The organism is Streptomyces sp. NPDC048018, assembly GCF_043202995.1.
GTDB lineage: Bacteria > Actinomycetota > Actinomycetes > Streptomycetales > Streptomycetaceae > Streptomyces.
Window position 1 is genome coordinate 1250426 of sequence record NZ_JBIDBK010000001.1, and the last position, 24186, is coordinate 1274611.

The following is a 24186-nucleotide window of genomic DNA, read 5'->3' on the forward strand; positions in this document are numbered from 1 at the left end:
GGTGCGGCCTCCCGGTCCCGCCCCGTCCTACTTCTCGACCTCGGCGGCGAGCTTGGCGAGCAGGGCGTCGTAGATGCGGCCGAGGCCCTTGGGGGCGAAGGTCTTCTCGAAGAAGCCGCCGATGCCGCCGGCGCCGTTCCAGACGGTGCTGACGAGGACCCTGGACCTGCCTTCACCGGCCGGGGTGACGGTCCAGGTGGTGACCATGGAGGAGTTGCGGTCCTTCTCCACGAGCTGCCCGTCGGTGGGCTCGGTGACGTCCAGAAGGCAGTCGCGCACGCGCTTGCTGGTGGCCTGGAGCTTCCAGTGGACGAGGGTGCCCTCGCCGTCGCCGCCCTCGCGCACCTCGTACTCGCTGAAGTGCTCGGGGAGCAGCTTCTCGCGCGTCCCGGTGTAGTCGGCGAGGGCGTCGAACACCGTCTCCGCGTCAGCGGCGATGATCCGCTCCGTCGTGGCCTCGACCTGCGCCATGGCGCTTCCTCCAGCTTGTTCTCGTGGTGCTTGCGGGGGATACGGGCCAAGCCAACCACCTGGGCGCCGGGGCCCAAAATCCGGGTTGCCGCGATCAAGGGAACGTATGTTCTAATCTGGGACCACCCCGTCCCCCGAGGAGGCGACCATGAGATGGGATCGTCTGGCCGACGGCTCCGCTGCCGCCGACAGCCCCGCCGCCCTGGCCGAAAGCGCCCTGTTCGGCGCGGACGCGGTCACCACCCGCACGTTCGACACACCCGAGTTCCGCGGCATCACCTTCCACGAGGTGCGGGCCCGCTCGATCGTCAACCGGGTGCCCGGCGCCTCCCGCATGCCGTTCGAGTGGACGGTCAACCCGTACCGCGGCTGCACCCACGCCTGCGTGTACTGCTTCGCCCGCAAGACCCACAGCTATCTGGACCTCGACACCGGGACCGGCTTCGACTCGCAGATCGTCGTCAAGGTGAACGCGCCGGAGCTGCTGCGCGGGCAGCTCGCCTCGCGGCGCTGGCAGGGCGCGCACATCGCCATGGGCACCAACGTCGACTGCTACCAGCGGGCGGAGGGCCGCTACCGGCTGATGCCGGGCATCCTGGAGGCCCTGCGGGATTACGCGAACCCCTTCTCGATCCTCACCAAGGGGACGCTGATCCTGCGCGACCTGGACCTGCTCCGGCAGGCCGCCGAGGTCACCGAGGTGGGCGTGTCCGTCTCCGTCGGCTTCACCGACACCGAGCTGTGGCGCACCGTCGAGCCCGGCACCCCCGCCCCCGAGCGTCGCCTGGACGTCGTACGGACCCTCGCCCGCCACGGCATCGGCTGCGGGGTCCTGATGGCACCCGTCGTGCCCTTCCTCGGCGACCGTCCGGAGCAGCTGCGCGACACCGTCCGCGCCGTCGCCGAGGCCGGCGCCACCTCCGTCACCCCGCTCGTCCTGCACCTGCGCCCGGGGGCGCGCGAGTGGTACTTCACCTGGCTGCGCCGCCACCACCCCGGCCTGGTCGGCCGCTACGAGCGCATGTACGCGGGCGGGGCCTACGCCCCCACCTGGTACCAGCGCCGGATCACCCGTCAGGTGCACGAGCTTGCGTCGGAGTTCGGGATCGGGCCGAACGACCGCCGGGGCCCCTCGCACCGGACCCCCCTGCCCGAGCACCACGCGCGCGTGCCGGAGGCCGAGCAGCTCACCCTGCTGTGACACCGGCCCGAGTCCCGCGCCCGGGACCTCTTTGACGGCGCGTCACCTCCGCCGATCGGGTCAACTCTGTGCCGGAACGGTCCCCACGAGCGCCGTCCGGGGCACGGACGCCGTATGAGAACACGCGCAGGAATGCTGATCGCCGCTGGGGCGCTGGCCGCCGGGACGGTCACCGTCCTGCCCGCGCCCCCGTCCGCCTCCGCGGCGAACGGGCCCGCCCCCACGCCCCGTCCCGTCGCCCCGCTCGCCTGGACCGACTGCGGCACCAAGGCGTACCCGAAGCTCCAGTGCGGCACCCTGAGGGTGCCGCTGGACCACGACGACCCGGCGGGCCGGACGATCGCCCTGGCCCTGACCCGGGTCCCGCACACGGCGAAGACCTACCAGGGCCCGCTCCTGGTGAACCCCGGCGGCCCCGGCGGCAGCGGACGCGGGATGGCCGGGTACGTGGCGGCCTCACTGCCCTCGAAGGTGGTGGCGCAGTACGACGTGATCGGTTTCGACCCGCGGGGCGTCGGCAAGAGCGAGCCCGCCCTGAACTGCCGCCCCGGCCACTTCGACCCGGTACGCCCGGACTCCGTGCCGGTCGACGCCGAGGACGAACGGGCCGGCATCGAGCGCGCGCGGGCCTTCGCCCAGGCCTGCGGCGACAAGTACGCGGACGTCCTTCCGTACATCGACACCGTCTCCACCGCCCGTGACCTGGACGCCGTCCGGACGGCGCTGGGCGCGCCGAAGCTCAGCTACCTCGGCTACTCGTACGGCACCTACCTCGGCGCGGTGTACGCGCGGCTCTTCCCCGAGCGGGTGCGGCGCATGGCGCTCGACTCCGTCGTGAACCCGCACGGCGTCTGGTACGAGGACAACATCGGGCAGGACTACGCCTTCGACGCCCGCCACAAGGACTTCACGGCGTGGGTGGCCCGGAACGACGCGACCTACCGCCTCGGCACCGACCCGGCGGCCGTGGAGGCGGCCTGGTACCGGATGCGCGAGGAGCTGCGCACCGCGCCCGCCGGCGGCAAGGTGGGCCCGGGCGAGCTGGAGGACACGTTCCTGCCGGGCGGCTACTACGACGGCTACTGGCCGCGTCTCGCGGCCGCGTTCGCCGCGTTCGCGAACGACCGGGACACGGCCCCGCTGGTGGCCGCGTACGAGGACTACGCCGCCGCGGACGCCGCGGCGGACAACGGCTACTCGGTCTACACGAGCGTCCAGTGCCGGGACGCGGCCTGGCCGCGGGACTGGAACGTCTGGCGCAGGGACAACTGGAAGGTGCACGCCAAGGCGCCGTTCTCCACCTGGAACAACGCCTGGTACAACGCGCCGTGCGCGTTCTGGCCGGTCGCCCCGGCCACCCCGCCGGACGTCGGCAACGACGAGCTGCCCCCGATGCTGATCCTGCAGGCCACCGAGGACGCCGCCACCCCGTTCGAGGGCGCGGTCACCCTGCACCGGAAGATGACCGGCTCCAGCCTGGTCGTCGAGGACGGCGGCGGCAACCACGGCGTGACGCTGGCGGGCAACGACTGCATGGACGAGCACCTCGCCGCCTACCTCTCCACCGGCACCGTGCCGCGCGGGGCGGAGGGCGCGGAGGCGGACGCGGTCTGCGAGAGGCTCCCCGAGCCGAAGCCCGCGAAGGCCGCGGCGACCCGCGGCGCGGCCCCGGGCGCCGGCGCCACCCTGCACGGGATGCTCGGCCACGTGCGCTGAGACCGCGCGGCCGCGGGAAGCGGGCGCCCTCCGGCAGGCCGGAGGGCCGCGGTGCCCCCGGCGGCCGGTCGCCGGGGGCGCCCGCACGCGGGCTCAGGAGGGGAGCCGCTCCAGCGCCTCGCGTGCCGCTCCCCCGAAGCGCGGGTGCGGCAGGGCCGCCTCCAGGACCTCGCGGGCGCCCGGGTCACCGAGCGCGCCGAGCCCTTCGACACAGGCGAGGCCGACGCGCCAGTGCGGGTCGGCGGGTGCGAGCCTGCGTCCGAGGACGGTGACGAGGGCGGGAACGCTCTCCGGGGCGCGCAGGGTGGCCAGCAGACGGACCGGCAGCAGGGCGTAGGCGACGCGGAGTTCGTTGGTGGCGAGCGCGGCGGCGGCGCGGGCGGTCCGGGGGTCGCCGAGCCGGGTGAGGGCGTGGGCGGCGGAGACGCAGCGCTCGGGGTCGCGGTGGTTGAGGAGCAGGACCAGGGCCTCGAAGGCGCGCGCGTCGCCGGCGAGGCCGAGCCGGAAGGCGGCGATCTCGCGGGCCCAGAGGGGTTGTCCGGGTGCGGTGAGCGTCCGGTGGAGTTCCTCCGCGCCGAGCGGTCCCGCGAGTTCTTCGAATGCCGCCGGCACCTCTCCGCGGTCATTCTCGATCTCTTCCCGTAAACGATCGATCATCGAGCAGAATTCGGGGTCCGCGGCGAAATTCATATTCCGCAGCCTATCCGCGACCCAGATCACATTGTTCCCAACTTCCCGGGACTGGCGCGCTCGTTACCGGGCAGTTAATCTCAGGTGAGCGGGCCACCCCCCGCACTTCCCCCGACGGCCTGGTGACGCAGCCGTCAGGGGTCCACCCCGTACCGAAGGTATGGGGAAGTTCGTTCGGTTCGGCAGTTTTCGACGTGACTCCGGGACAGGGTCCGTCGCTCTTTCACCCCTCTCTCTGGGCCACCGCGCTCTTCTTTTCGCGCACTGCCTTCAGTCGTCACTCTTCTCCCAGGAGTCCCCTGATGGACACCCCTCTCTCCACCATCGCCGTCGTCGGTCTCGGCACCATGGGCACCGGCATCGCCGACGTGCTCGTCCGGGCCGGCCGCGAGGTCATCGGCATCGACATCAGCGAGAGCGCGGCCGCTCAGGCCGTCGCCGCCCTGGAGGCCTCCACCGCCCGCGCGGTGGCCCGTGAGCGCATCACCGAGGAGGAGCGGCAGGACGTCCTCGCCCGCTTCCGCACCTACTCCGACCTGCAGGCGGCCGCCGACGCGGACCTCGTGATCGAGGTCGTGCCCGAGTCGTACGAGACCAAGCAGGAGGTCTTCCGGGCCCTGGACGGCATCGTCCGGCCCGACACCGTCCTCGCCACCGGCACCAACGCCCTGTCGGTCACCCGGCTCGCCGCCGACTCCGCCCACCCGGAGCGCGTCCTCGGCCTGCACTTCTTCACCCCGGTCCAGGCCATGAAGCTGGTCGAGGTCGTCTCCTCGGTGCTGACGGCCCCGCAGGCCGTGGACGCGGTCACCCGGCTCGCGCAGGAACTCGGCAAGGAGCCCGTCGCGGTCGGCGACCGTCCCGGTTTCGTCGCCGACGGACTGCTCTTCGGCTACCTCAACCAGGCCGCCGCCATGTACGAGGCCAAGTACGCCTCGCGCGAGGACATCGACGCCGCGATGCGGCTCGGCTGCGGCCTGCCGATGGGCCCGCTGGCGCTGCTCGACCTGATCGGCATCGACACCGCCCGCACCGTCCTCGAGGCGATGTACAGCTCGTCGCAGGACCGGCTGCACGCCCCGGCCCCGATCCTCAAGCAGCTCAGCGAGGCGGGCCTGACCGGCCGCAAGTCCGGCCGCGGCTTCTACACGTACGAGACCCCGGGCTCCGGCACGGTCGTCCGCGACGCGCTCACGCCGCTGGAGACGACCGCGGGCGGCACGGGCCGCGAGGTCCGCTCGGTCGGCGTCGCCGGCTCGGGCACCATGGCCTCCGGCATCGCCGAGGTCTTCGCCATGGCCGGCTACGAGGTCGTCCTCGCCGCCCGCTCGCAGGAGAAGGCGGACACGGCCAAGGCCCGCATCGCCAAGTCCCTCGGCCGTTCCGTGGACAAGGGCCGGATGACCGCGGAGGCCCGCGACGAGACGCTGGCCCGGATCGTCCCGGCCGGCGCGCTGGACGCCTTCGCCGAGGTCGACCTGGCGGTCGAGGCGGTCGCCGAGGACCTGGAGATCAAGCAGGACCTGTTCGCCCGCCTCGACAAGATCTGCAAGCCGGGCGCGGTGCTCGCCACCACGACCTCCTCGCTGCCCGTCGTCGCCTGCGCCAAGGCCACCTCGCGCCCGCAGGACGTCATCGGGATGCACTTCTTCAACCCGGCGCCCGCGATGAAGCTGGTGGAGATCGTCCGGACGGTCCTGACCGCCGACGACGTGCACGCGACCGTCCGCGAGGTCACGGCGAAGATCAGGAAGCACGCCGTGGACTGCGGCGACCGGGCCGGCTTCATCGTGAACGCGCTGCTCTTCCCGTACCTGAACAACGCGATCAAGATGGTCCAGGAGCACTACGCCACCCTGGACGACATCGACGCCGCGATGAAGCTGGGCGGCGGCTACCCGATGGGGCCCTTCGAGCTCCTGGACGTCGTCGGCCTGGACGTCTCGCTGGCCATCGAGAAGGTGCTGCACCGCGAGTTCCGCGACCCCGGCCTCGCCCCGGCGCCGCTGCTGGAGCACCTCGTGGCCGCGGGCTGCCTGGGCCGCAAGACGGGTCGCGGCTTCCGCGAATATGCCCGTCGCTGACGGCCACGGCGAGCCGCACGGGGGATGGGGAGGGCTGCTCCGCCCGTCGGGCACCTTCGGTGCCGGGCCGGGCTCCCCTCCCCCACCTGGGCACACTCCCGCTCCGATGCAGTACGTTCGGGACATGTCCAAGGCCGCGAAGACACCCCGTGCCACGTCCACGCCCGACGCCCCGGAGAGCGCGGCGGGGACCCGTGCCGCCGCCCAGCGGCTGAAAATGCGCCGGGAGCTGGCCACCGCCGCCATGGAGCTCTTCGCCACCAAGGGGTACGAGGCCACGACGGTCGACGAGATCGCGGCGGCGGCCGGGGTGGCGCGGCGGACGTTCTTCCGGCACTTCCGCTCCAAGGAAGAGGCCATCTTCCCCGACCACGACGACACCCTGGTGCGCGCGGAGGCGGTGCTGAACGCCGCCCCGCCGCACGAGCACCCGCTGGACACGGTGTGCCGGGGCATCAAGGAGGTCATGAAGATGTACGCGGGCTCGCCCGCGGTCTCCGTCGAGCGGTACCGGCTGACCCGCGAGGTGCCGACGCTGCGGGAGCGCGAGATCGCCTCGGTGGCCCGCTACGAGCGCCTCTTCACCCGCTATCTGCTCGGCCACTTCGACGAGCGCGACCACCACGACGGCAACGACGACCCGCTGCTGGCCGAGGTGGCCGCCTCCGCGGTCGTCACGGCCCACAACCACGTGCTGCGACGCTGGCTGCGCGCGGGCGGCCAGGGCGACGTGGAGAACCAGCTGGACCACGCCTTCGCGATCGTGCGGGAGACCTTCGGCTCGGGCATAGGTGCCAGGCCGTCGGCGCCCGGGGCGCCCGCGGCCGCCGCGGAGCCGGAGGCCTCGACCGCCGCCCCGGCCGCCGCCACCGCCTCCACGACGGGCGACGTGGTGGTCGCCGTCGCCCGGACGGACGCCCCGCTGGACGAGGTCATGCGGACGATCCAGCAGGCGCTGCAGAAGGGCTGAGAGGGCCGCGACCGGCACTCCACGACGAGGGCCGCCCCCGGAAGCCGGGGGCGGCCCTCGTCGTCGTTCCCGGGCCGGTCCTCGGCGCTCCCCGGGGGCGGTGCCGCCGCGTCGCGTCCGCGTCCCGTCCGGGTCCGTTTCCGGTCCGGTCCCGGGACGCCTCCGGCACTCCCGGGGCCCGCTCCCCGGGCTTCCCGGGGCCGTCCCTCGGCCCTCCGGGGGCGATCCCGCCGGCGTCACGCCCGGGCCGCGTCCACCGGCCCTCCCGCGGAGGTTCCCGGCGCCCCCCGGGCGGTCCCCGGCGCCCCCGAAGCCGGTGCCCGGCGTCTCCCGAGGCGGTCCCCGGCGGCTTCGAGGGCGTTTCACGGTCGCCTCCCCGGCTCCGCCGGCGTCGCATCCGCGCAGTTCAGGGGCATTTTCGATCGATCATCGCTCATCCGTGAGCAGCAGATTGCATCTGAGTGAAATTGTTGGCACGCAGTGCCTTGTCAGGTGACACGGCGTGCCATACGTTGATGTTGTCCGGGCGGCCGGCGCGCAGAGATCACCTCGTGTGCCGGCTGTCCCCACCAGCGATCCCGCGGGTGCGCCCGGACGCCTGCGTCACAGGCAACTCCTGCGCCCTACCCGGCGCCGCCACAGCACCACCCGCGCCGAACCGACGGCACACCTCCACAGCAGCAAACCGACGTAACCCTCAGTGCGTCCCCCGTGGACGCCGCACCGCCGGAGGCATCCGTGAAGGACATCCTGGACGCGATCCAGTCGCCCGACTCCACGTCGGCCGATTTCGCCAACATCAAGCTCCCCGAGTCGTACCGCGCCGTGACCGTCCACAAGGACGAGACGGAGATGTTCGCCGGGCTCGCCAGCCGCGACAAGGACCCGCGCAAGTCGCTCCACCTGGACGACGTCGCGCTCCCCGAGCTCGGCCCGGGCGAGGCCCTGGTCGCCGTCATGGCCTCCTCGGTGAACTACAACTCGGTCTGGACCTCGATCTTCGAGCCCGTGTCGACCTTCGGCTTCCTGGAGCGCTACGGCCGCCTGTCCGAGCTGAGCAAGCGCCACGACCTGCCGTACCACATCATCGGTTCCGACCTCGCGGGCGTCGTCCTGCGCACCGGTCCGGGCGTCAACTCCTGGAAGCCCGGCGACGAGGTCGTCGCGCACTGCCTGAGCGTCGAGCTGGAGTCCTCTGACGGCCACAACGACACGATGCTCGACCCCGAGCAGCGCATCTGGGGCTTCGAGACCAACTTCGGCGGCCTCGCCGAGATCGCCCTGGTCAAGTCCAACCAGCTGATGCCGAAGCCGGACCACCTGAGCTGGGAGGAGGCCGCCTCCCCCGGCCTGGTCAACTCGACCGCCTACCGCCAGCTGGTCTCCCGCAACGGCGCCGGCATGAAGCAGGGCGACAACGTCCTGATCTGGGGCGCCAGCGGCGGCCTCGGCTCCTACGCCACCCAGTTCGCGCTGGCCGGCGGTGCCAACCCGATCTGCGTCGTCTCCTCCCCCGAGAAGGCCGACATCTGCCGGTCCATGGGCGCCGACGCGGTCATCGACCGCAACGCCGAGGGCTACAAGTTCTGGAAGGACGAGAACACCCAGGACCCGCGCGAGTGGAAGCGCTTCGGCTCCAAGATCCGCGAGCTGACCGGCGGCGAGGACATCGACATCGTCTTCGAGCACCCCGGCCGTGAGACCTTCGGCGCCTCCGTGTACGTCACCCGCAAGGGCGGCACCATCACCACCTGCGCCTCGACCTCGGGCTACATGCACCAGTACGACAACCGCTACCTGTGGATGTCCCTGAAGCGCATCATCGGCTCGCACTTCGCCAACTACCGCGAGGCGTGGGAGGCCAACCGCCTGATCGCCAAGGGCAAGATCCACCCGACGCTCTCCAAGGTCTACTCCCTGGAGGAGACCGGCCAGGCCGCCTACGACGTGCACCGCAACCTGCACCAGGGCAAGGTCGGCGTCCTCGCCCTCGCCCCGGAGGAGGGCCTCGGCGTCCGCAACCCGGAGATGCGCGCCAAGCACATCGACGCCATCAACCGCTTCCGTAACATCTGACCCCGGGACCACAGATGACAGAGCGTCAGAAGGATCGGCCGTGGCTCATGCGGACGTACGCCGGTCACTCGACCGCCGAGGCGTCGAACGAGCTCTACCGGCGGAACCTCGCCAAGGGCCAGACCGGCCTCTCGGTCGCGTTCGACCTGCCCACGCAGACCGGCTACGACCCCGACCACATCCTCGCCCGCGGCGAGGTCGGCCGGGTCGGGGTCCCCGTCTCGCACCTCGGTGACATGCGGCGGCTGTTCCAGGACATCCCCCTGGAGCAGATGAACACCTCCATGACCATCAACGCCACCGCCATGTGGCTCCTGGCGCTCTACCAGGTGGTCGCCGAGGAGCAGGGCGCGGACATCACCAAGCTCCAGGGCACCACCCAGAACGACATCGTGAAGGAGTACCTGTCGCGCGGGACGCACGTCTTCCCGCCCGGCCCCTCGCTCCGCCTCACGACGGACATGATCGCGTACACGGTCAACCACATCCCGAAGTGGAACCCGATCAACATCTGCAGCTACCACCTGCAGGAGGCGGGGGCCACGCCGGTCCAGGAGATCGCGTACGCGATGTCCACCGCGATCGCGGTCCTCGACGCCGTCCGCGACTCGGGGCAGGTCCCCGAGGAGCGGTTCGGCGAGGTCGTCGCCCGGATCTCGTTCTTCGTGAACGCCGGCGTGCGCTTCGTCGAGGAGATGTGCAAGATGCGCGCCTTCGGCCGCATCTGGGACACCATCACCCGCGAGCGCTACGGCATCGAGGACGCCAAGCAGCGCCGTTTCCGGTACGGCGTGCAGGTCAACTCGCTCGGGCTGACCGAGGCCCAGCCGGAGAACAACGTCCAGCGGATCGTCCTGGAGATGCTGGCCGTCACGCTGTCGAAGGACGCCCGCGCGCGTGCCGTCCAGCTCCCGGCCTGGAACGAGGCGCTCGGCCTGCCGCGCCCGTGGGACCAGCAGTGGTCGCTGCGCATCCAGCAGGTCCTCGCGCACGAGTCGGACCTCCTCGAGTACGAGGACATCTTCGCCGGCTCGCACGTCATCGAGGCCAAGGTGGAGGCGCTGGTCGCCGAGTGCCTGGCCGAGATCGAGCGGATCCAGGAGATGGGCGGCGCCATGGCCGCCGTCGAGTCCGGCTACCTGAAGGCCCAGCTGGTCTCCTCGCACGCCGAGCGGCGCGCCCGGATCGAGTCCGGCGAGGAGAAGATCGTCGGCGTCAACATCTTCGAGACGACCGAGCCGAACCCGCTCACCGCCGACCTGGACACCGCCATCCAGACGGTCGACCCGGCCGTCGAGGCCCGGGTGGTGTCCGCCCTGAGCACCTGGCGCGAGACCCGCTACCAGCCGCCCTTCAACCACCCCCGGCCCTGCAAGGCCCTGGAGCGGCTGAAGGAGGCCGCCAAGGGCACCGGAAACCTCATGGAGGCCACCCTGGAGTGCGCCCGTGCGGGCGTCACGACCGGCGAGTGGTCCGGGGCGCTGCGCGAGGTCTTCGGCGAGTTCCGCGCCCCGACCGGCGTCTCCTCCGCCCCCGTGGCCGTCCCGGCCGAGGCGGGCTCCCCGCTCGCCGAGGTGCGCCGCAAGGTGGACCGCACGGCCCAGGACATGGGTGTCGGCAAGCTGCGCTTCCTGGTGGGCAAGCCGGGCCTCGACGGGCACTCCAACGGAGCCGAGCAGATCGCCGTACGGGCCCGCGACGCCGGCTTCGAGGTGGTCTACCAGGGCATCCGGCTGACGCCGGAGCAGATCGTGGACGCGGCCCTGGAGGAGGACGTGCACGCCGTCGGCCTGTCGATCCTCTCCGGCTCGCACGCCCAGCTCGTGCCGGACGTCCTCGACCGCCTGAAGGTGGCCGGCGCGGCCGACATCCCGGTGGTCGTCGGCGGGATCATCCCGAACGCCGACGCCGAGGAGCTCAGGGCCGCCGGCGTGGCGGCCGTCTTCACCCCGAAGGACTTCGGCATCACCGGGATCATCGGCCGTATCGTCGACGAGATCCGGAAAGCGAACAAGCTCAGCCCCCTTGAAAGTACGGAGGTCCCCGCATGACCAGCACGCCCGTGAACCGGCTGCGCCCCCGCCGCTCCTGCCTCGCGGTGCCCGGCTCCAACCCGCGCTTCCTGGAGAAGGCCCAGGGCCTGGCCGCCGACCAGGTCTTCCTGGACCTGGAGGACGCCTGCGCGCCGCTGGCCAAGCCGGAGGCCCGGCACACCATCGTGAAGTTCCTGAACGAGGGCGACTGGACCGGCAAGACCCGCGTGGTCCGCGTCAACGACTGGACGACCCACTGGACCTACCGTGACGTCGTCACCGTGGTCGAGGGCGCCGGCCAGAACCTCGACTGCATCATGCTCCCGAAGGTCCAGGACGCGCAGCAGATCGTCGCGCTCGACCTGCTGCTCACCCAGATCGAGAAGACCATGGGCTTCGAGGTCGGGAAGATCGGCATCGAGGCGCAGATCGAGAACGCCCAGGGCCTCACCAACGTCAACGCGATCGCCCAGGCCTCTCAGCGCGTGGAGACCATCATCTTCGGCCCGGCCGACTTCATGGCCTCCATCAACATGAAGTCCCTGGTCGTCGGCGAGCAGCCGCCCGGCTACCCGGCGGACGCCTACCACCACATCCTGATGAGCATCCTGATGGCCGCCCGCGCCAACAACCTCCAGGCGATCGACGGCCCCTACCTGCAGATCCGCAACCAGGAGGGCTACAAGGCCGTCGCCCGGCGCGCCGCCGCCCTCGGCTTCGACGGCAAGTGGGTGCTGCACCCGGACCAGGTCGCCGCCGCGAACGAGATCTTCTCGCCCTCGCAGGAGGACTTCGACCACGCCGAGCTCATCCTCGACGCGTACGACTACTACACCTCCGAGGCCGGCGGGAAGAAGGGCTCGGCGATGCTCGGCGACGAGATGATCGACGAGGCCTCCCGCAAGATGGCCCTGGTCATCTCCGGCAAGGGCCGTGCCGCCGGCATGCAGCGCAGCACCAAGTTCGAGATCCCGGAGGCCTGATCCCATGCAGTTCGGCCGCACCTACGAAGAGTTCGAGATCGGTGCCGTCTACAAGCACTGGCCCGGGAAGACGGTCACCGAGTACGACGACCACCTCTTCTGTCTGCTGACGATGAACCACCATCCGCTGCACATGGACGTGAATTACGCCGAGAACACGACGGACTTCAAGCGGAACGTGGTCGTCGGCAACTACATCTACTCGCTCCTGCTCGGCATGTCCGTGCCGGACGTCTCCGGCAAGGCCATCGCCAACCTGGAGATCGAGTCGCTGCGGCACGTGGCGCCGACCTTCCACGGCGACACCATCTACGGCGAGACCACCGTCCTCGACAAGACGCCGTCGAAGTCGAAGAGCGACCGCGGCATCGTCCACGTCGAGACCAAGGGCTACAAGCAGGACGGCACCCTGGTGTGCGTCTTCCGCCGCAAGGTGATGGTCCCGACCGCCGAGTACATCGAAGCGCGCGGCGGCGAGCAGCCCGGCCGCCCGGAGCTGAAGGAACAGGGGAAGTAGTCATGGCGCGACTCGCCCAGACCCACGGTCTGACCGACGTCCAGCAGGAGATCCTCGCCACGGTCCGGGACTTCGTCGACAAGGAGATCATCCCGGTCGCCACGGAGCTGGAGCACCGGGACGAGTACCCGCAGCAGATCGTGGACGGGCTCAAGGAGCTCGGCGTCTTCGGTCTGATGATCCCCGAGGAGTACGGGGGTCTGGGTGAGTCGCTGCTCACCTACGCGCTGTGCGTGGAGGAGATCGCGCGCGGCTGGATGTCGGTCTCCGGCATCATCAACACCCACTTCATCGTGGCGTACATGCTGAAGCAGCACGGCACGCAGGAGCAGAAGGACTACTTCCTTCCGCGGATGGCGGCCGGCGAGACGCGTGGCGCGTTCTCGATGTCGGAACCGGCCCTCGGCTCGGACGTGTCGGCGATCACGTCGAAGGCGGTCAAGGACGGCGACGAGTACGTCCTCAACGGCCAGAAGATGTGGCTGACGAACGGCGGCACGTCAACGCTGGTCGCGGTGCTCGTCCGAAGTGACGAAGGACACCCGGAGGGGACCGCCCCCCACAAGTCGATGACGACCTTCCTGGTCGAGAAGGAGCCCGGCTTCGGCGAGGTCCGCCCCGGCCTCACCATTCCCGGCAAGATCGACAAGATGGGTTACAAGGGGGTCGACACCACCGAACTCATCATGGACGGACTGCGCATTCCGGCCAATCGGGTCCTGGGCGGCACCACCGGCCGAGGGTTTTACCAAATGATGGACGGCGTCGAGGTCGGCCGCGTGAACGTGGCGGCCCGTGGTTGCGGCGTCGCGCAGCGTGCTTTCGAACTGGGTGTCCAGTATGCCCAGCAGCGTCACACTTTCGGAAAGCCGATCGCCCAGCACCAGGCGATTCAGTTCAAGCTGGCCGAGATGGCTACCAAGGTCGAGGCCGCTCATGCCATGATGGTGAACGCAGCACGCAAAAAGGACTCCGGGGAACGAAACGACCTCGAAGCGGGGATGGCCAAGTACCTCGCGTCCGAATACTGCAAGGAGGTCGTCGAGGATGCCTTCCGCATTCACGGTGGATACGGCTTCTCCAAGGAGTACGAGATCGAGCGCCTCTACCGCGAGGCCCCGATGCTGCTCATCGGCGAAGGTACCGCCGAGATCCAGAAAATGATCATTGGTCGTCGGTTGCTCGAGGAGTACCGGTTCCAGGGTTGATTGTCGCGTTTGGGTCGGTTCGGCCGCGAAGAAGATCACACCCTGTGTTCGTCTTCCGGCCGTCGACTCGGCTTCTGCCTTGCCCAGTTGCGGCTCGCAACCGATAGCATCGGCCAGAAAGCCGCCGTCCCCCGTTGCCAGTGCGGCATCATCCGCTACGAAGGTCATCCATGCCCCACAGCCAAACCTCTGCACACCGCGACAGCCTCAAGGGCGCACGCATCGCACGCGGAGCATCGCCGTGGCTTCTGCCGACCGTCGCCACCGCGGCGCTCAGCCTCGCGCGCTCACGTAAGTCGAAGCGTGCCGCGGCCGTCGCCGTGCCGGTCACCGCTCTCGCGGCCGGCATGCTGTGGTTCTTCCGCGACCCCGAGCGCGAGATCGCGCAGGGGCGGGTCATCTCGCCCGCCGACGGCGTGGTGCAGAGCATCATGCCGTGGAAGGACGGACGCACCCGCGTCGCCATCTTCATGAGCCCCCTGAACGTCCACGTCAACCGCGCGCCGCTGGCCGGCACGGTGACGTCCGTGGAGCACGTCCCCGGTGGCTTCGTGCCGGCGTTCAACAAGGAGAGCGAGAACAACGAGCGCGTTGTCTGGCACTTCGACACCGACCTCGGCGACATCGAGATGGTCCAGATCGCGGGTGCCGTCGCCCGGCGGATCGTGCCGTACATCCCCCAGGGAACGAAGGTCGAGCAGGGTGACCGGATCGGCCTGATCCGCTTCGGTTCGCGGGTCGACATCTACCTCCCGGAGGGTGTCGAGGTCGCGGTCGAGGTGGGTCAGCCCACTACCGCGGGGGTGACTCGCATTGACCGTGATTGATCCCGACACACGGGCGGCCGACTGGGTCGCCGAGGCCGAGGCGGACGCCGACGAGGCCGAGGAGATGCCGCTGTCGCTGAGGCTGTCCATAGCGGACGCCCTCACGCTCGGTAACGCCACGTGCGGTTTCATGGCGGTGTACTTCACCACCACCGGCATCCTCATCCCGCACCTCACCGGGAGCAGCGAGACCGGCATGGCGCGCAACAGCGCCGCCACCGCCGTGATCCTGATGCTGGCCGCGGCGATCTTCGACCTCTTCGACGGCATCGTGGCGCGCAAGCTCCGCAGCTCGCCGATGGGTGCCGAGCTCGACAACCTGTCCGACCTGATCAGCTTCGGCCTCGCCCCGGCCTACTTCGTGCTCGTGTACGGGATGGTGGCGGACGACGCGCAGCAGAAGGTCTCGGCCCTGGCCGCGATCGTGGTGCTGCTGGCGGTGGTGCTGAGACTCGCGCGGTTCTCCTGCGTGACGATGAAGGACGGCATGTTCCAGGGCATGCCGAGCCCCTTCGGCGCGCTGACCGTCGTGTCGATCATCCTGCTGGAGCTGCCGTTCATCCCGACGCTGCTCGCGATCATCGGCGTCGCCTGGCTGATGGTGAGCCGGGTCGAGTACCCGAAGCCGCGGGGTGTCCTCGCGGTGGCGATGCTCAGCTGGATCGTCGGCGCCATGGCGATGCTGGCGGCGTGGGCGTTCGACGCACCGGGCGGGGCGTTCCTGCTCCAGACCGGCTGCGCGCTCCAGGTGGTGCTGGGCGCCGTGATCCCCCTCTTCGCGACGGCCCGGCGAGTGAACACCTTCCGCGACAACCGGCGCGAGAGCCGGGAGGCGCGGCAGGCGGAGGCGGCACAGCTGCCGTAAGCAGGAACGGATCGGAAGGGCCCCGGACGCGGATCGCGTCCGGGGCCCTTCCGCGTGCCGTCAGCGCCCCGGGCGCTTGTAGTACAGCGTGGTGGGGCGCAGGGTGCCCCGCGGATCGGCGGCGAAGTCCGGGATCACGCCCGCTGCGGTCCAGCCCGCCGCGCGGTAGAGGCGTTCGGCGGGGCTGTCGGTCTCCGTGTCCAGGACGAGCAGACGGAGGCCGACGGCGGCGGCGTGGGCCTCGGCCACCGCGAGCAGCCGGGCCCCGAGGCCGCGCCCGCGGGCCTCGCGGTGGACCACCAGCTTGGCGATCTCGCCGCGGTGGCGCCCGTTCGCCTTGCCGTCGCGGACGAGCGTGACCGCTCCGAGGACCTCGCCTCCGGAGCCGTACGCCGCCCAGACCTCGCGGTCCCCCGCTGCCCGGGTCCACCACTCGGCGGCCTCCACGGCCTCCAGCGGCGCCAGGAAGCCGATGGAGGCTCCGCCGGCGACCGCGTCCACGAGGAGCCCGGCAAGGCCGTCGGAGGCCTGCTCAAGGACCTCCTGAGGCGTCAGGCGCCGGATCTGCCCGGCCCGGATCCGCTCCCCACCGCTCCGCTCGGGGCCGGTCTCCCCGGTGCGGCTCTCCTCCGGACCGGTGGTCTCCCCGCTACGGGTCCCTTCCGCACCGATCCGCCCCGTGCGGATCTCCTCGCCGGGGACCCGGACCGGCGGGATCGCCTCGCTGCGGCGGCTCGCCGCCGTCGTCGTCAGCCGCTTCTCCAGGAACACGAGGCCGGGCCGGCCGTCCCGGGGTGCGCACGGCTCGAAGCCGAGCCGCCGGTAGAGCCCCACGGCCCGCTCACGCCACTCCCACACCGTGAGGTGCACGGCGGGCAGCCCGGACCGCTCCGCGCGCCGCAGTGCCTCGTGCACCAGGGCGGCGGCGGTCCCCCGTCCCCGGTCACCGGGCGTCACCCACAGCCGCTTGAGCTCGCCGCCCGCGGTGAGCACCGCGCAGCCCACCGGCGCCTCCGGTCCGAGGGCCAGCAGCACCGTGTCGGCGGCGAAGGCGGTGGCGGGGTCGCGCGTCTCGGCCCGGTAGCGGGCGGGCAGCGCGTCCGGGCCGGCGACGGGCCGGCCCTTCTCGGCCTCGGTGGCGAGGTGGTAGGCGGTGAGGAGTCCGGCGAGGCCCGGGTGCGTGGGGGACGCTTCGATGCGTACGTTCATGCGCCCGAGCCTCACACCGCCGCGTTACGGCGGTGTGTCCTCGTCCCCCTAGGCCAGGAAGTCCCGCGCGATGTTCTCCGCGACCTGCTCCAGGAGCGGGCCCGCGTTCGCCATGGACTTCGCGGGCTCGGGCTCCAGGTCGGTGAGGGGGTAGGCGCGGCGGATCCCGGCGGAGCCCAGGGCCGCGGGGGCGAGGGCGAGCCGGCCGCAGACCGCGACGACCTCCTTGCCGGCCGCGCGGGCGGCCGCGGCGACGCCCGCCGGAGCCTTGCCGTGCAGGGTCTGCTCGTCGAGGGAGCCCTCGCCGGTGATGACGAGGGTGGCCCGCTCCAGGGCCGGGGCGAAGCCCAGGACCTCCAGCATCAGCTCGATGCCGGGCCGGAAGCTCGCGCCGATCAGCAGGGCGCCGTAGCCGATGCCGCCCGCGCCGCCCGCGCCGGGCGAGGCGGCGAGCTCGGCGGCCCGGGAGCCGATCGCCTTCTCCAGGACGCGCGCGTAGTGCGCGAGGGCCGCGTCGAGGGTCTCGACGTCCTCGGGGCTCGCGCCCTTCTGCGGGCCGTAGACCGCCGCGCAGCCCTTCGGGCCGGTCAGCGGGTTGTCGACGTCGCTGGCGAGGACGAGGTCGACCTCGGCGAAGCGGGGGTCGACCCCCGAGAGATCGGCGGAGGCGAGCTCGGCGAGGGCCGCGCCGCCCGGGCCGACGGGCTTGCCGTCGGCGTCGAGGAACCGGGCACCGAGCGCGGCCAGCATGCCGGCGCCGCCGTCGGTGGTGGCGCTGCCGCCGACCCCGAAGACGATCGAGGTGGCGCCCGCGTCGAGGGCCGCGCGCAGCAGCTCGCCGGAGCCGTACGTCGTGGCCGTGAGTGCGGCGAAGACCCCGGCCGGCAGGAGCTGGAGGCCGGAGGCCTCCGCCATCTCCACGACCGCGGTGGTGCCGCGCAGCGCGAACGCCGCCGTGACGGGCTCGCCGAGCGGACCGGTCACCGTGACCTCGTGCCGCTCGAACCCGGCCGCGACGGCCGCGGCCACCGTGCCGTCGCCGCCGTCGGCGACGGGAAGGGTCTCCACTTCGAGCTCCGGGACGACCCGTCGCAGACCTGCCGTGACCCGCTCCGCGACCTGTACGGCCGTGAGCGAGCCCTTGAACTTGTCGGCCGCGACGAGCACGCGTGCGACCTCAGTTACTGCTCCGTTCGTCACCTTGCATCCCTTGCTTTCGAACAGGCAGTCGCGCCAGGGCCGACCCTATCCGCACGGCCAGACGGCGTGCCACCCCCTGATGAGGCGATATTCCGCACCATAGTGGGGCGGCATGAGCACGGAACCGATCGATCAAATCCCCGGACAAGGCCCTCGCCCCGACGCAAAGGTCATCGGGATCGGAATGGCGGCGGTCGTCGCGGTGGTGGGCTGGGCGGCCCTCGGGAAGGGCTCGTTCGACGACGCCACCTCGTCGGCGCTCGGCTGGGTGCTGTCCAATTTCGCCTGGCTCTTCGTGACCGCCGCGGATGTGTTCCTGGTGCTGTGCGCGGTGATCGCGGTGAGCCGGTTCGGCCGCATCCGTCTGGGTGCCGACGACTCGGAACCCGAGTTCACGAACCTGGCCTGGATCGCCATGATGTTCAGCGCGGGAATGGGCATCGGCCTGATGTTCTACGGGGTGGGGGAACCGCTCCAGCACTATCTGGCCCCGCCGCCGGCGACCGGGGTCCCGCCGCAGTCCGGCGCCGCGGCCCGGACGGCCATGGAGTACTCGTTCTTCCACTGGACGCTCACCCCGTGGGCGATCTACGGCATCGCCGGTCTCGCCCTCGCCTACGCGGGCTTCCGCAAGGGGCGCGGCAACACCCTCAGCGCCGCCTTCGTGCCGCTGATGGGCGAGCGCCGGGCCCGGTCCTGGCCGGGCAGGGCGATCGACCTGCTGGCGGTGTTCGCCACGGTCTTCGGCACGGCGACCAGTCTGGGCCTGGGCGCCCTGCAGGTGGCGGAGGGCCTGAACATCACCCTCGGGGTGAAGGACTCCACGGCCACCGAGCTGACCATCATCGTGTCGCTGTCGGCGGCGTTCGTGCTGTCGGCGTTCTCGGGCCTGAACAAGGGCGTGAAGTGGCTGTCGACGCTGAACATCGTGCTCGCCGCCGCCCTGATGCTGTTCGTGTTCCTGCTCGGCCCGACCGTGTACGTCCTCGACACGATCCCGGCCTCGGTCGGCGGCTATCTGCACCAGCTGCTGCCGATGGCGAGCCGTACGGGCGCCTTCACGGACCGGACGTGGCTGGGCACCTGGACGATCTTCTACTGGGCGTGGTGGCTGTCCTGGGCGCCGTTCGTCGGCACCTTCATCGCCCGGATCTCGCACGGCCGGACCGTCCGCGAGTTCCTGATCGGGGTGCTGCTCGTGCCCTCCGGCGCGACGGTGATCTGGTTCTGCGTCATGGGCGGCACCGCGATCCGGCTCGACTCGACGGGCGCGGCCGACCTGGCGGGGGCGGTCAAGGACGGGCCCGAGGCCTCACTGTTCGCGATGCTGGACGCGCTGCCGATCGGCACGGTGACCTCCTACCTGGCGATGCTGCTGGTGATGACGTACTTCGTGACCAGCGCGGACTCGGCCTCCCTGGTCATGGGCTCGCTGACGAGCCGCGGCGCACTGCACCCGCGGACCTGGCTGGTGGTGGCCTGGGGCGTGCTCATGGCCGCGGTCGCGGCCGTACTGCTGGTCGCCGGCGGCCTCACGGCGCTCCAGACGGGCACGATCCTGGTGGCGCTGCCCTTCGTCCTCGTGATGCTGGCGCTGTGCTGGTCGCTCCTCAAGGAGCTGCGGACCGACCCGGGGGCCGGGCCGGCGCGGCACCACGCGCCGCACGGGGTGGGCGACGCCGTCCGGGTGATGGTCGGGGGCGCGCCCGGCGCGGGGGATCCCTCGCGCCACCACCGGCTCCGGCGGGCGGCGAGGTCGCGGTCCGGCGGCGAGGAGGGGCGGTAGCGGTCGCCTCCGGACGTCGGCGGAAGCGGTCCGGCGGAGCCGGGCGGGTGCGTCGCCGCGCGACGGGGCTCCGCATTGGGTAGACCGGTGGCATGGGCCTGCTCAAGCACAGGGAACTCGCCGACCGGATCCTGGGCGGCTGGACGGGGCGGATCGCCGGCAACATGCTCGGCAAACCCGTCGAGTGCGGCGAGCACTGGACGCGCGAGCGGATCGACGCCTATCTGGAGCTGACCGGCGCCCTGCCGCTGACGGACTATCTGCCCCCGCCGCCGGCGGCCGGCGCGGACGGCTTCGAGCTGCGGCCGGAGTGGCCGCAGTGCGTGCGCGGCCGGATCCACGGGAGCTGCCGGGACGACGACATCGACTACTCCGTCCTCGGGCTGCACCTCCTGGAGACCCGCGGTTTCGCGTTCACCACCGAGCAGGTCGGCGACCTGTGGCTGATGCGGCTGCCCTACCTCCAGACCTTCACCGCGGAGCGGGTGGCCTACCGGAATCTGGCGAACGGGCTGAAGCCGCCGCTGACCGCGACCTACGACAATCCCTACCAGGAGTGGATCGGCGCCCTGATCAGGGCGGACGTCTACGGCTGGACCTCGCCGGGAGACCCGCGCCGGGCCGCCTCGCTGGCCCGCCGGGACGCGGCGCTGTCGCACACCGGGAACGGGGTGTACGGGGCGATGTGGGCGGCGGCGCTGGTGGCGGCGGCGTTCACGGCCCCCGACGTGCGATCGGCGCTGTCGACCGCCCTGGACCGGATCCCGGCGAGCAGCCGGCTCGCCCGGGCCGTACGGCACACGATGGCGCTGCACGAGGCGGGCGTGGAGTGGTCGGAGACGCTCGCCGAGCTGGCGAAGGAGACCGGTGCGCTCGGCTGGATCCACACGGTGCCGAACGCGGCGGTGCTGACCGCCGGACTCCTCTACGGGGAAGGGGACTTCACCCGCACCCTCGCGCTCACGGTGCGGGGCGGCCTGGACACGGACTCCAACGGGGCGACGGCCGGCTCGGTCGCCGGGGTGCTGTGCGGTGCGGCGGCGATCCCGGCCCAGTGGTCGGAGCCGCTGGAGGACCGGGTCCGCAGTGCGGTGGCGGGCTTCGACGGGGTGCGGATCAGCGAGCTGGCGGAACGGACCGTGCGAATGGCGGAACTGACGGCGTGACAGACTGACGGTCCGTCGGCGTACGGCGGCGTGGCGGGGCGCGTGGGCGGTGCCGGCGCTCAGCCCTGCTCGGGCTCCGGCGGCAGCAGGCCGCCGGTGCGCAGGGGTTCGTCGCGGGCGGCGGTGCGGGCCTCGGTGCGGTGTCCGCGGGCGATGTAGTCGCGGACGACGGCCTCGACGGCGTCCTGGGGGCTGCCGATGCCGGCGAGGACCATGACCTCGACGACGAGTTCGGCGTCGAGGGAGACGTTGACCTTGGCCATGAGGGGAACGTAGCACCCGGTAATCGGCTCGCGGGAGGGCTTCCGGCCCGCCTACGCTCGCTGCATGACCATGGTGGCGATTCTCAGCGGTGCCGGCATCTCCACGGACTCGGGCATTCCCGACTACCGGGGGCCCGACGGCGTGTGGACGCGTGACCCGGAGGCCGAGCGGCTCGTCACCTACGGGCCGTACATGGCCGACCCGGAGATCCGCCGCCGCTCGTGGCGGATGCGGCTCGACGGGCCGGTCCTGCGCGCCAGGCCGAACGCGGCGCACCACGCCGTGGCCGCCTTCGAGAAGAGCGGCCACGCGCTGCGGGTGATCACGCAGAACGTGGACGGGCTGCACCAGGCGGCCGGAGTACCGGAGCGCAAGGTGCTCGAACTGCACGGCTCCGCACGGGCGGTGGTGTGCACGGTCTGCCACGACCGGTCCCCGGCGGCCGAGGTCCTGGAGCGCGTGACGGCCGGCGAGGCCGATCCGGCCTGTCGGAAGTGCGGCGGAATCCTGAAGACGGCCACCGTGATGTTCGGGCAGAACCTCGACCCGCAGGTGCTGGGGCAGGCCATGTCGATCGCGAAGGCCACCGAGGTGTTCATCGCGGTGGGGACCAGCCTGCAGGTGCAGCCCGCCGCCTCCCTGGCGGGGATCGCGGCGGAGCACGGGGCCCGGCTGATCATCGTGAACGCCGAGCCCACCCCGTACGACCCGGTCGCGGACGAGATCGTCCGCGAGCCGATCGGCACCGCGCTGCCCGCACTGCTCGAACGCCTGCGCTGAGACCCGCCCGGAGCCGGCCCGCGGCACGGGCCCTAGAAGAGGGCGTCGGGGGTCACGCCCGACTCGAAGGCGAGCAGGCGCTTCTTGCGGTCCAGGCCGCCGCCGTAGCCGGTGAGGCTGCCGCCCGAGCCGATCACCCGGTGGCAGGGGACGATGATCGTGACCGGGTTCCGGCCGTTGGCGAGACCGACCGCGCGCGAGGCCCCCGGACTGCCCAGGGCCTCCGCGAGTTCGCCGTAGGTGCGGGTCTCACCGTACGGGATGAGCCGGAGCTGCTCCCAGACGCGCAGCTGGAACTCCGTGCCGACGAGGTGCAACGGCAGGTCGAAGTCGGTGAGTTCGCCCGCGAAGTACGCGTCGAGCTGACGCACGGCCTCCGTGAAGGGGCGGGGGTCGGGCGTGCCGAAGGTCTCCTCCGGCGGGCGGTGCCGCTGGTCGGTCATGTACATCCGGCTGAGGACGCCGTCGACGGCGACCAGGGTCAGCAGGTCGTACGGGCTGTCCACGACCGTGTGCTGCACGGTGGGCATGAGCGGGTTCCTTACGCGGGGAGGTGGTTGACCGGGTGGGAGTCGGTGGCCCACAGGTACTGGACGGCGTAGGCGCGCCAGGGGCGCCAGTGCGCGGCGCGGGCGGTGAGCGCGGCGGGGGTCGCGGGCAGGCCGAGGCCCTGGGCGGCGCGGCGGACGCCGAGGTCGCCGGGGAGGAAGGCGTCGGGGTCGCCGAGTGCCCGCATGGCGATCACCTCGGTGGTCCAGGGGCCGAAACCGGGCAGGGCGAGCAGCCGGGCGCGGGCCTCGGTCCAGTCGCTCTCGGGACCGAGGGCGAGACTGCCGTCGGCGAGCGCGGTCACGAGGGTCAGCAGGGTGGCACGGCGGCTGCGGGGCAGCGCGAGGATCTCCGGATCGAGTCCGGCGAGCGCGTCGGGGGTCGGGAAGAGGTGGGTGAGGCCGCCCTCCGGATCCTCGACGGGAACGCCGTGGGCGGTGACCAGCCGGGCCGCGTGGGTGCGGGCGGCGGCCGTGGACACCTGCTGGCCGAGCACCGCGCGTACGGCGAACTCGGCGGCGTCCACGGTGCGCGGCACCCGCCGTCCGGGCGCGGCGTCGACGAGCGGCGCGAGCAGCGGGTCGGTGCGCAGCTGCTCGTCGACGGCGACGGGATCGGCGTCGAGGTCGAGCAGCCGGCGGCAGCGGCTGACGGCGTGGGTGAGGTCGCGCGGGTCGGTCAGCGAGAGCCGGCACAGCACGTGGTCGGGACGCGGGGTGAGGGCGACGACGCCGTGTCCGTACGGGAGGCCGAGCGTGCGCCGGTAGGCGCCGTCGCGCCATTCCTCCACGCCCGGGACGGCGGTGGCGGCGAGGTGGCCGAAGAGGTTGGAGGGGTTGAGGGGGGCGCGGAACGGCAGCCGGACGGTGATCGTCCCGGGAGCCGCGGGGACGGTCGCTCGTGCACCGTCCACCCGGGCCCGCAGTTCGCCCGGAGCGAGGGCGAAGACCTCGCGGACGGTGTCGTTGAAGGTGCGGATCGAGGCGAAGCCGGCCGCGAAGGCGATCTCGGCCATCGGCAGGGGTGTGGTCTCGATGAGCACCCGTGCCGTCTGGGCCCGCTGGGCCCGGGCGAGTGCCAGCGGCCCGGCGCCCAGCTCGGCGAGGAGCTGGCGCTCGATCTGCCGCGTCGAATAGCCGAGCCGGCCGGCGAGCCCCGGGACGCCCTCCCGGTCGACGACCCCGTCCTGGATGAGCCGGACGGCCCGGGCGACGGCGTCGGCCCGCGCGTTCCACTGGGGGGCGCCGGGGCTCGTGTCGGGCCGGCAGCGCTTGCAGGCCCGGAACCCGGCCCGCTGGCAGGACGCGGCCGTGGGGTGGAACTCCATGTTCGCGGGCTTGGGCGGCCGGGCCGGGCAGCTCGGCCGGCAGTAGATCCGGGTGGTGCGTACCGCGGTGAAGAACACGCCGTCGAAACGGGCGTCCTTCGACTGTACGGCCCGCACGCAGCGCTCGGTGTCGGTGTGCATGTCTCCAGGATCGTCGCTCGGGCGCGACCCGGCTGGCGAGAAAACGACATCGACGTTCACCGGCCCCCGGCCCGCCCGGCGGCTGCGCCGGTTACGGCCCGGGCCCGCAGGCCGGGGGCGGCT

The 24186-nt window shown here is 71.9% G+C and carries 21 protein-coding genes and 1 pseudogene; 14 read left to right on the top strand and 8 right to left on the bottom strand.

Features of this window, described 5'->3' with window-relative positions; all coding sequences use genetic code 11:
- Nucleotides 1-27: 27 nt before the first annotated feature.
- A complete protein-coding gene (locus tag ACGF1Z_RS05645) occupies nt 28-471 on the bottom strand; it encodes an SRPBCC family protein (RefSeq protein ID WP_393000180.1) in 444 nt (147 codons plus the stop codon).
- A gap of 148 nt (nt 472-619) precedes the next feature.
- Between ACGF1Z_RS05645 and ACGF1Z_RS05650 the strand changes: the two genes are divergently transcribed.
- Both ACGF1Z_RS05650 and ACGF1Z_RS05655 read left to right on the top strand, forming a co-directional pair.
- Nucleotides 620-1672, top strand: a complete 1053-nt coding sequence (locus tag ACGF1Z_RS05650) for an Rv2578c family radical SAM protein (RefSeq protein ID WP_393000182.1) — start codon at nt 620-622, stop codon at nt 1670-1672.
- Nucleotides 1673-1786: 114 nt separating this feature from the next.
- On the top strand, nt 1787-3388 hold the full coding sequence (locus tag ACGF1Z_RS05655; RefSeq protein WP_393000184.1) for an alpha/beta hydrolase: 1602 nt from the start codon (nt 1787-1789) through the stop codon (nt 3386-3388).
- A gap of 93 nt (nt 3389-3481) precedes the next feature.
- Here ACGF1Z_RS05655 and ACGF1Z_RS05660 read toward each other — a convergent pair whose 3' ends face one another.
- Nucleotides 3482-4078: a HEAT repeat domain-containing protein gene (locus ACGF1Z_RS05660; RefSeq protein WP_393000186.1), complete on the bottom strand. Its 597-nt coding sequence runs from the start codon at nt 4076-4078 to the stop codon at nt 3482-3484.
- 302 nt (nt 4079-4380) lie between these two features.
- Here ACGF1Z_RS05660 and ACGF1Z_RS05665 point away from each other — a divergent pair, with 302 nt between their 5' ends.
- The 9 genes from ACGF1Z_RS05665 (at nt 4381) to pssA (ending at nt 15641) form a co-directional block, all read left to right on the top strand.
- Complete coding sequence (locus ACGF1Z_RS05665; RefSeq protein ID WP_393000188.1) at nt 4381-6162, top strand: 3-hydroxyacyl-CoA dehydrogenase family protein; 1782 nt, start codon at nt 4381-4383, stop codon at nt 6160-6162.
- Nucleotides 6163-6286: 124 nt separating this feature from the next.
- Nucleotides 6287-7132: a TetR family transcriptional regulator gene (locus tag ACGF1Z_RS05670; protein ID WP_393000190.1), complete on the top strand. Its 846-nt coding sequence runs from the start codon at nt 6287-6289 to the stop codon at nt 7130-7132.
- Nucleotides 7133-7870: 738 nt separating this feature from the next.
- A complete protein-coding gene (gene ccrA / locus ACGF1Z_RS05675) occupies nt 7871-9208 on the top strand; it encodes a crotonyl-CoA carboxylase/reductase (RefSeq protein ID WP_393000192.1) in 1338 nt (445 codons plus the stop codon).
- 14 nt (nt 9209-9222) lie between these two features.
- Nucleotides 9223-11259 carry a protein meaA gene (locus ACGF1Z_RS05680; RefSeq protein ID WP_393000194.1) on the top strand — a complete coding sequence of 679 codons (2037 nt, stop codon included), beginning with the start codon at nt 9223-9225 and terminating at the stop codon, nt 11257-11259.
- On the top strand, nt 11256-12224 hold the full coding sequence (locus ACGF1Z_RS05685) for an HpcH/HpaI aldolase/citrate lyase family protein (protein ID WP_393000196.1): 969 nt from the start codon (nt 11256-11258) through the stop codon (nt 12222-12224). The genes ACGF1Z_RS05680 and ACGF1Z_RS05685 overlap by 4 nt, the downstream gene beginning before the upstream one ends.
- Nucleotides 12225-12228: 4 nt before the next feature.
- A complete protein-coding gene (locus ACGF1Z_RS05690; protein ID WP_393000198.1) occupies nt 12229-12741 on the top strand; it encodes a MaoC family dehydratase in 513 nt (170 codons plus the stop codon).
- A gap of 2 nt (nt 12742-12743) precedes the next feature.
- Complete coding sequence (locus tag ACGF1Z_RS05695) at nt 12744-13949, top strand: acyl-CoA dehydrogenase family protein (RefSeq protein WP_393000200.1); 1206 nt, start codon at nt 12744-12746, stop codon at nt 13947-13949.
- A gap of 170 nt (nt 13950-14119) precedes the next feature.
- A complete protein-coding gene (locus tag ACGF1Z_RS05700; RefSeq protein WP_393000201.1) occupies nt 14120-14776 on the top strand; it encodes a phosphatidylserine decarboxylase in 657 nt (218 codons plus the stop codon).
- Entirely contained in the window at nt 14769-15641 is an 873-nt protein-coding gene (gene pssA / locus ACGF1Z_RS05705; protein WP_393000349.1) for a CDP-diacylglycerol--serine O-phosphatidyltransferase, read from the top strand. Before ACGF1Z_RS05700 ends, pssA begins: the two co-directional genes overlap by 8 nt.
- A 60-nt stretch (nt 15642-15701) precedes the next feature.
- Here the strand turns inward: pssA and ACGF1Z_RS05710 are convergent, their stop codons facing one another.
- From ACGF1Z_RS05710 to ACGF1Z_RS05720, 3 genes and pseudogenes are all read right to left on the bottom strand, one after another.
- On the bottom strand, nt 15702-16220 hold the full coding sequence (locus tag ACGF1Z_RS05710; RefSeq protein WP_393000351.1) for a GNAT family N-acetyltransferase: 519 nt from the start codon (nt 16218-16220) through the stop codon (nt 15702-15704).
- Nucleotides 16221-16415: 195 nt separating this feature from the next.
- A pseudogene (locus ACGF1Z_RS05715) lies at nt 16416-16850 on the bottom strand (GNAT family N-acetyltransferase); the annotation flags it as partial.
- Between the two features lie 48 nt (nt 16851-16898).
- A complete protein-coding gene (locus tag ACGF1Z_RS05720; protein WP_393000203.1) occupies nt 16899-18050 on the bottom strand; it encodes a glycerate kinase in 1152 nt (383 codons plus the stop codon).
- Between the two features lie 112 nt (nt 18051-18162).
- On the opposite strand from ACGF1Z_RS05720, the gene ACGF1Z_RS05725 reads away from it, so the two are divergent.
- Both ACGF1Z_RS05725 and ACGF1Z_RS05730 read left to right on the top strand, forming a co-directional pair.
- Complete coding sequence (locus ACGF1Z_RS05725; RefSeq protein ID WP_393000205.1) at nt 18163-19836, top strand: BCCT family transporter; 1674 nt, start codon at nt 18163-18165, stop codon at nt 19834-19836.
- A gap of 92 nt (nt 19837-19928) precedes the next feature.
- Nucleotides 19929-21002 (top strand): ADP-ribosylglycohydrolase family protein, encoded by a 1074-nt coding sequence (locus ACGF1Z_RS05730; RefSeq protein ID WP_393000207.1) that lies wholly within the window; start codon nt 19929-19931, stop codon nt 21000-21002.
- A gap of 59 nt (nt 21003-21061) precedes the next feature.
- Here ACGF1Z_RS05730 and ACGF1Z_RS05735 read toward each other — a convergent pair whose 3' ends face one another.
- Nucleotides 21062-21265, bottom strand: coding sequence for a DUF2191 domain-containing protein (locus ACGF1Z_RS05735; RefSeq protein WP_393000209.1), 204 nt, complete (start codon nt 21263-21265; stop codon nt 21062-21064).
- Nucleotides 21266-21329: 64 nt separating this feature from the next.
- Between ACGF1Z_RS05735 and ACGF1Z_RS05740 the strand changes: the two genes are divergently transcribed.
- Nucleotides 21330-22046: an NAD-dependent deacetylase gene (locus ACGF1Z_RS05740; protein ID WP_393000211.1), complete on the top strand. Its 717-nt coding sequence runs from the start codon at nt 21330-21332 to the stop codon at nt 22044-22046.
- 32 nt (nt 22047-22078) lie between these two features.
- On the opposite strand, the gene ACGF1Z_RS05745 is transcribed toward ACGF1Z_RS05740, so the two are convergent.
- Together ACGF1Z_RS05745 and ACGF1Z_RS05750 are read right to left on the bottom strand one after the other, a co-directional pair.
- Nucleotides 22079-22576: a methylated-DNA--[protein]-cysteine S-methyltransferase gene (locus ACGF1Z_RS05745; protein ID WP_393000213.1), complete on the bottom strand. Its 498-nt coding sequence runs from the start codon at nt 22574-22576 to the stop codon at nt 22079-22081.
- 11 nt (nt 22577-22587) lie between these two features.
- Nucleotides 22588-24063 (bottom strand): AlkA N-terminal domain-containing protein, encoded by a 1476-nt coding sequence (locus ACGF1Z_RS05750; RefSeq protein ID WP_393000215.1) that lies wholly within the window; start codon nt 24061-24063, stop codon nt 22588-22590.
- Nucleotides 24064-24186 lie beyond the last annotated feature (123 nt).

Excerpts from the sequence above, each read along its gene's own strand:
- ACGF1Z_RS05645 (WP_393000180.1), bottom strand. The coding sequence starts at position 471 with ATGGCGCAGGTCGAGGCCACGACGGAGCGGATCATCGCCGCTGACGCG.
- ACGF1Z_RS05650 (WP_393000182.1), top strand. The coding sequence starts at position 620 with ATGAGATGGGATCGTCTGGCCGACGGCTCCGCTGCCGCCGACAGCCCC.
- ACGF1Z_RS05655 (WP_393000184.1), top strand. The coding sequence starts at position 1,787 with ATGAGAACACGCGCAGGAATGCTGATCGCCGCTGGGGCGCTGGCCGCC.
- ACGF1Z_RS05660 (WP_393000186.1), bottom strand. The coding sequence starts at position 4,078 with ATGAATTTCGCCGCGGACCCCGAATTCTGCTCGATGATCGATCGTTTA.
- ACGF1Z_RS05665 (WP_393000188.1), top strand. The coding sequence starts at position 4,381 with ATGGACACCCCTCTCTCCACCATCGCCGTCGTCGGTCTCGGCACCATG.
- ACGF1Z_RS05670 (WP_393000190.1), top strand. The coding sequence starts at position 6,287 with ATGTCCAAGGCCGCGAAGACACCCCGTGCCACGTCCACGCCCGACGCC.
- ACGF1Z_RS05680 (WP_393000194.1), top strand. The coding sequence starts at position 9,223 with ATGACAGAGCGTCAGAAGGATCGGCCGTGGCTCATGCGGACGTACGCC.
- ACGF1Z_RS05685 (WP_393000196.1), top strand. The coding sequence starts at position 11,256 with ATGACCAGCACGCCCGTGAACCGGCTGCGCCCCCGCCGCTCCTGCCTC.
- ACGF1Z_RS05690 (WP_393000198.1), top strand. The coding sequence starts at position 12,229 with ATGCAGTTCGGCCGCACCTACGAAGAGTTCGAGATCGGTGCCGTCTAC.
- ACGF1Z_RS05695 (WP_393000200.1), top strand. The coding sequence starts at position 12,744 with ATGGCGCGACTCGCCCAGACCCACGGTCTGACCGACGTCCAGCAGGAG.
- ACGF1Z_RS05700 (WP_393000201.1), top strand. The coding sequence starts at position 14,120 with ATGCCCCACAGCCAAACCTCTGCACACCGCGACAGCCTCAAGGGCGCA.
- ACGF1Z_RS05725 (WP_393000205.1), top strand. The coding sequence starts at position 18,163 with ATGAGCACGGAACCGATCGATCAAATCCCCGGACAAGGCCCTCGCCCC.
- ACGF1Z_RS05730 (WP_393000207.1), top strand. The coding sequence starts at position 19,929 with ATGGGCCTGCTCAAGCACAGGGAACTCGCCGACCGGATCCTGGGCGGC.
- ACGF1Z_RS05735 (WP_393000209.1), bottom strand. The coding sequence starts at position 21,265 with ATGGCCAAGGTCAACGTCTCCCTCGACGCCGAACTCGTCGTCGAGGTC.
- ACGF1Z_RS05740 (WP_393000211.1), top strand. The coding sequence starts at position 21,330 with ATGACCATGGTGGCGATTCTCAGCGGTGCCGGCATCTCCACGGACTCG.
- ACGF1Z_RS05745 (WP_393000213.1), bottom strand. The coding sequence starts at position 22,576 with ATGCCCACCGTGCAGCACACGGTCGTGGACAGCCCGTACGACCTGCTG.
- ACGF1Z_RS05750 (WP_393000215.1), bottom strand. The coding sequence starts at position 24,063 with ATGCACACCGACACCGAGCGCTGCGTGCGGGCCGTACAGTCGAAGGAC.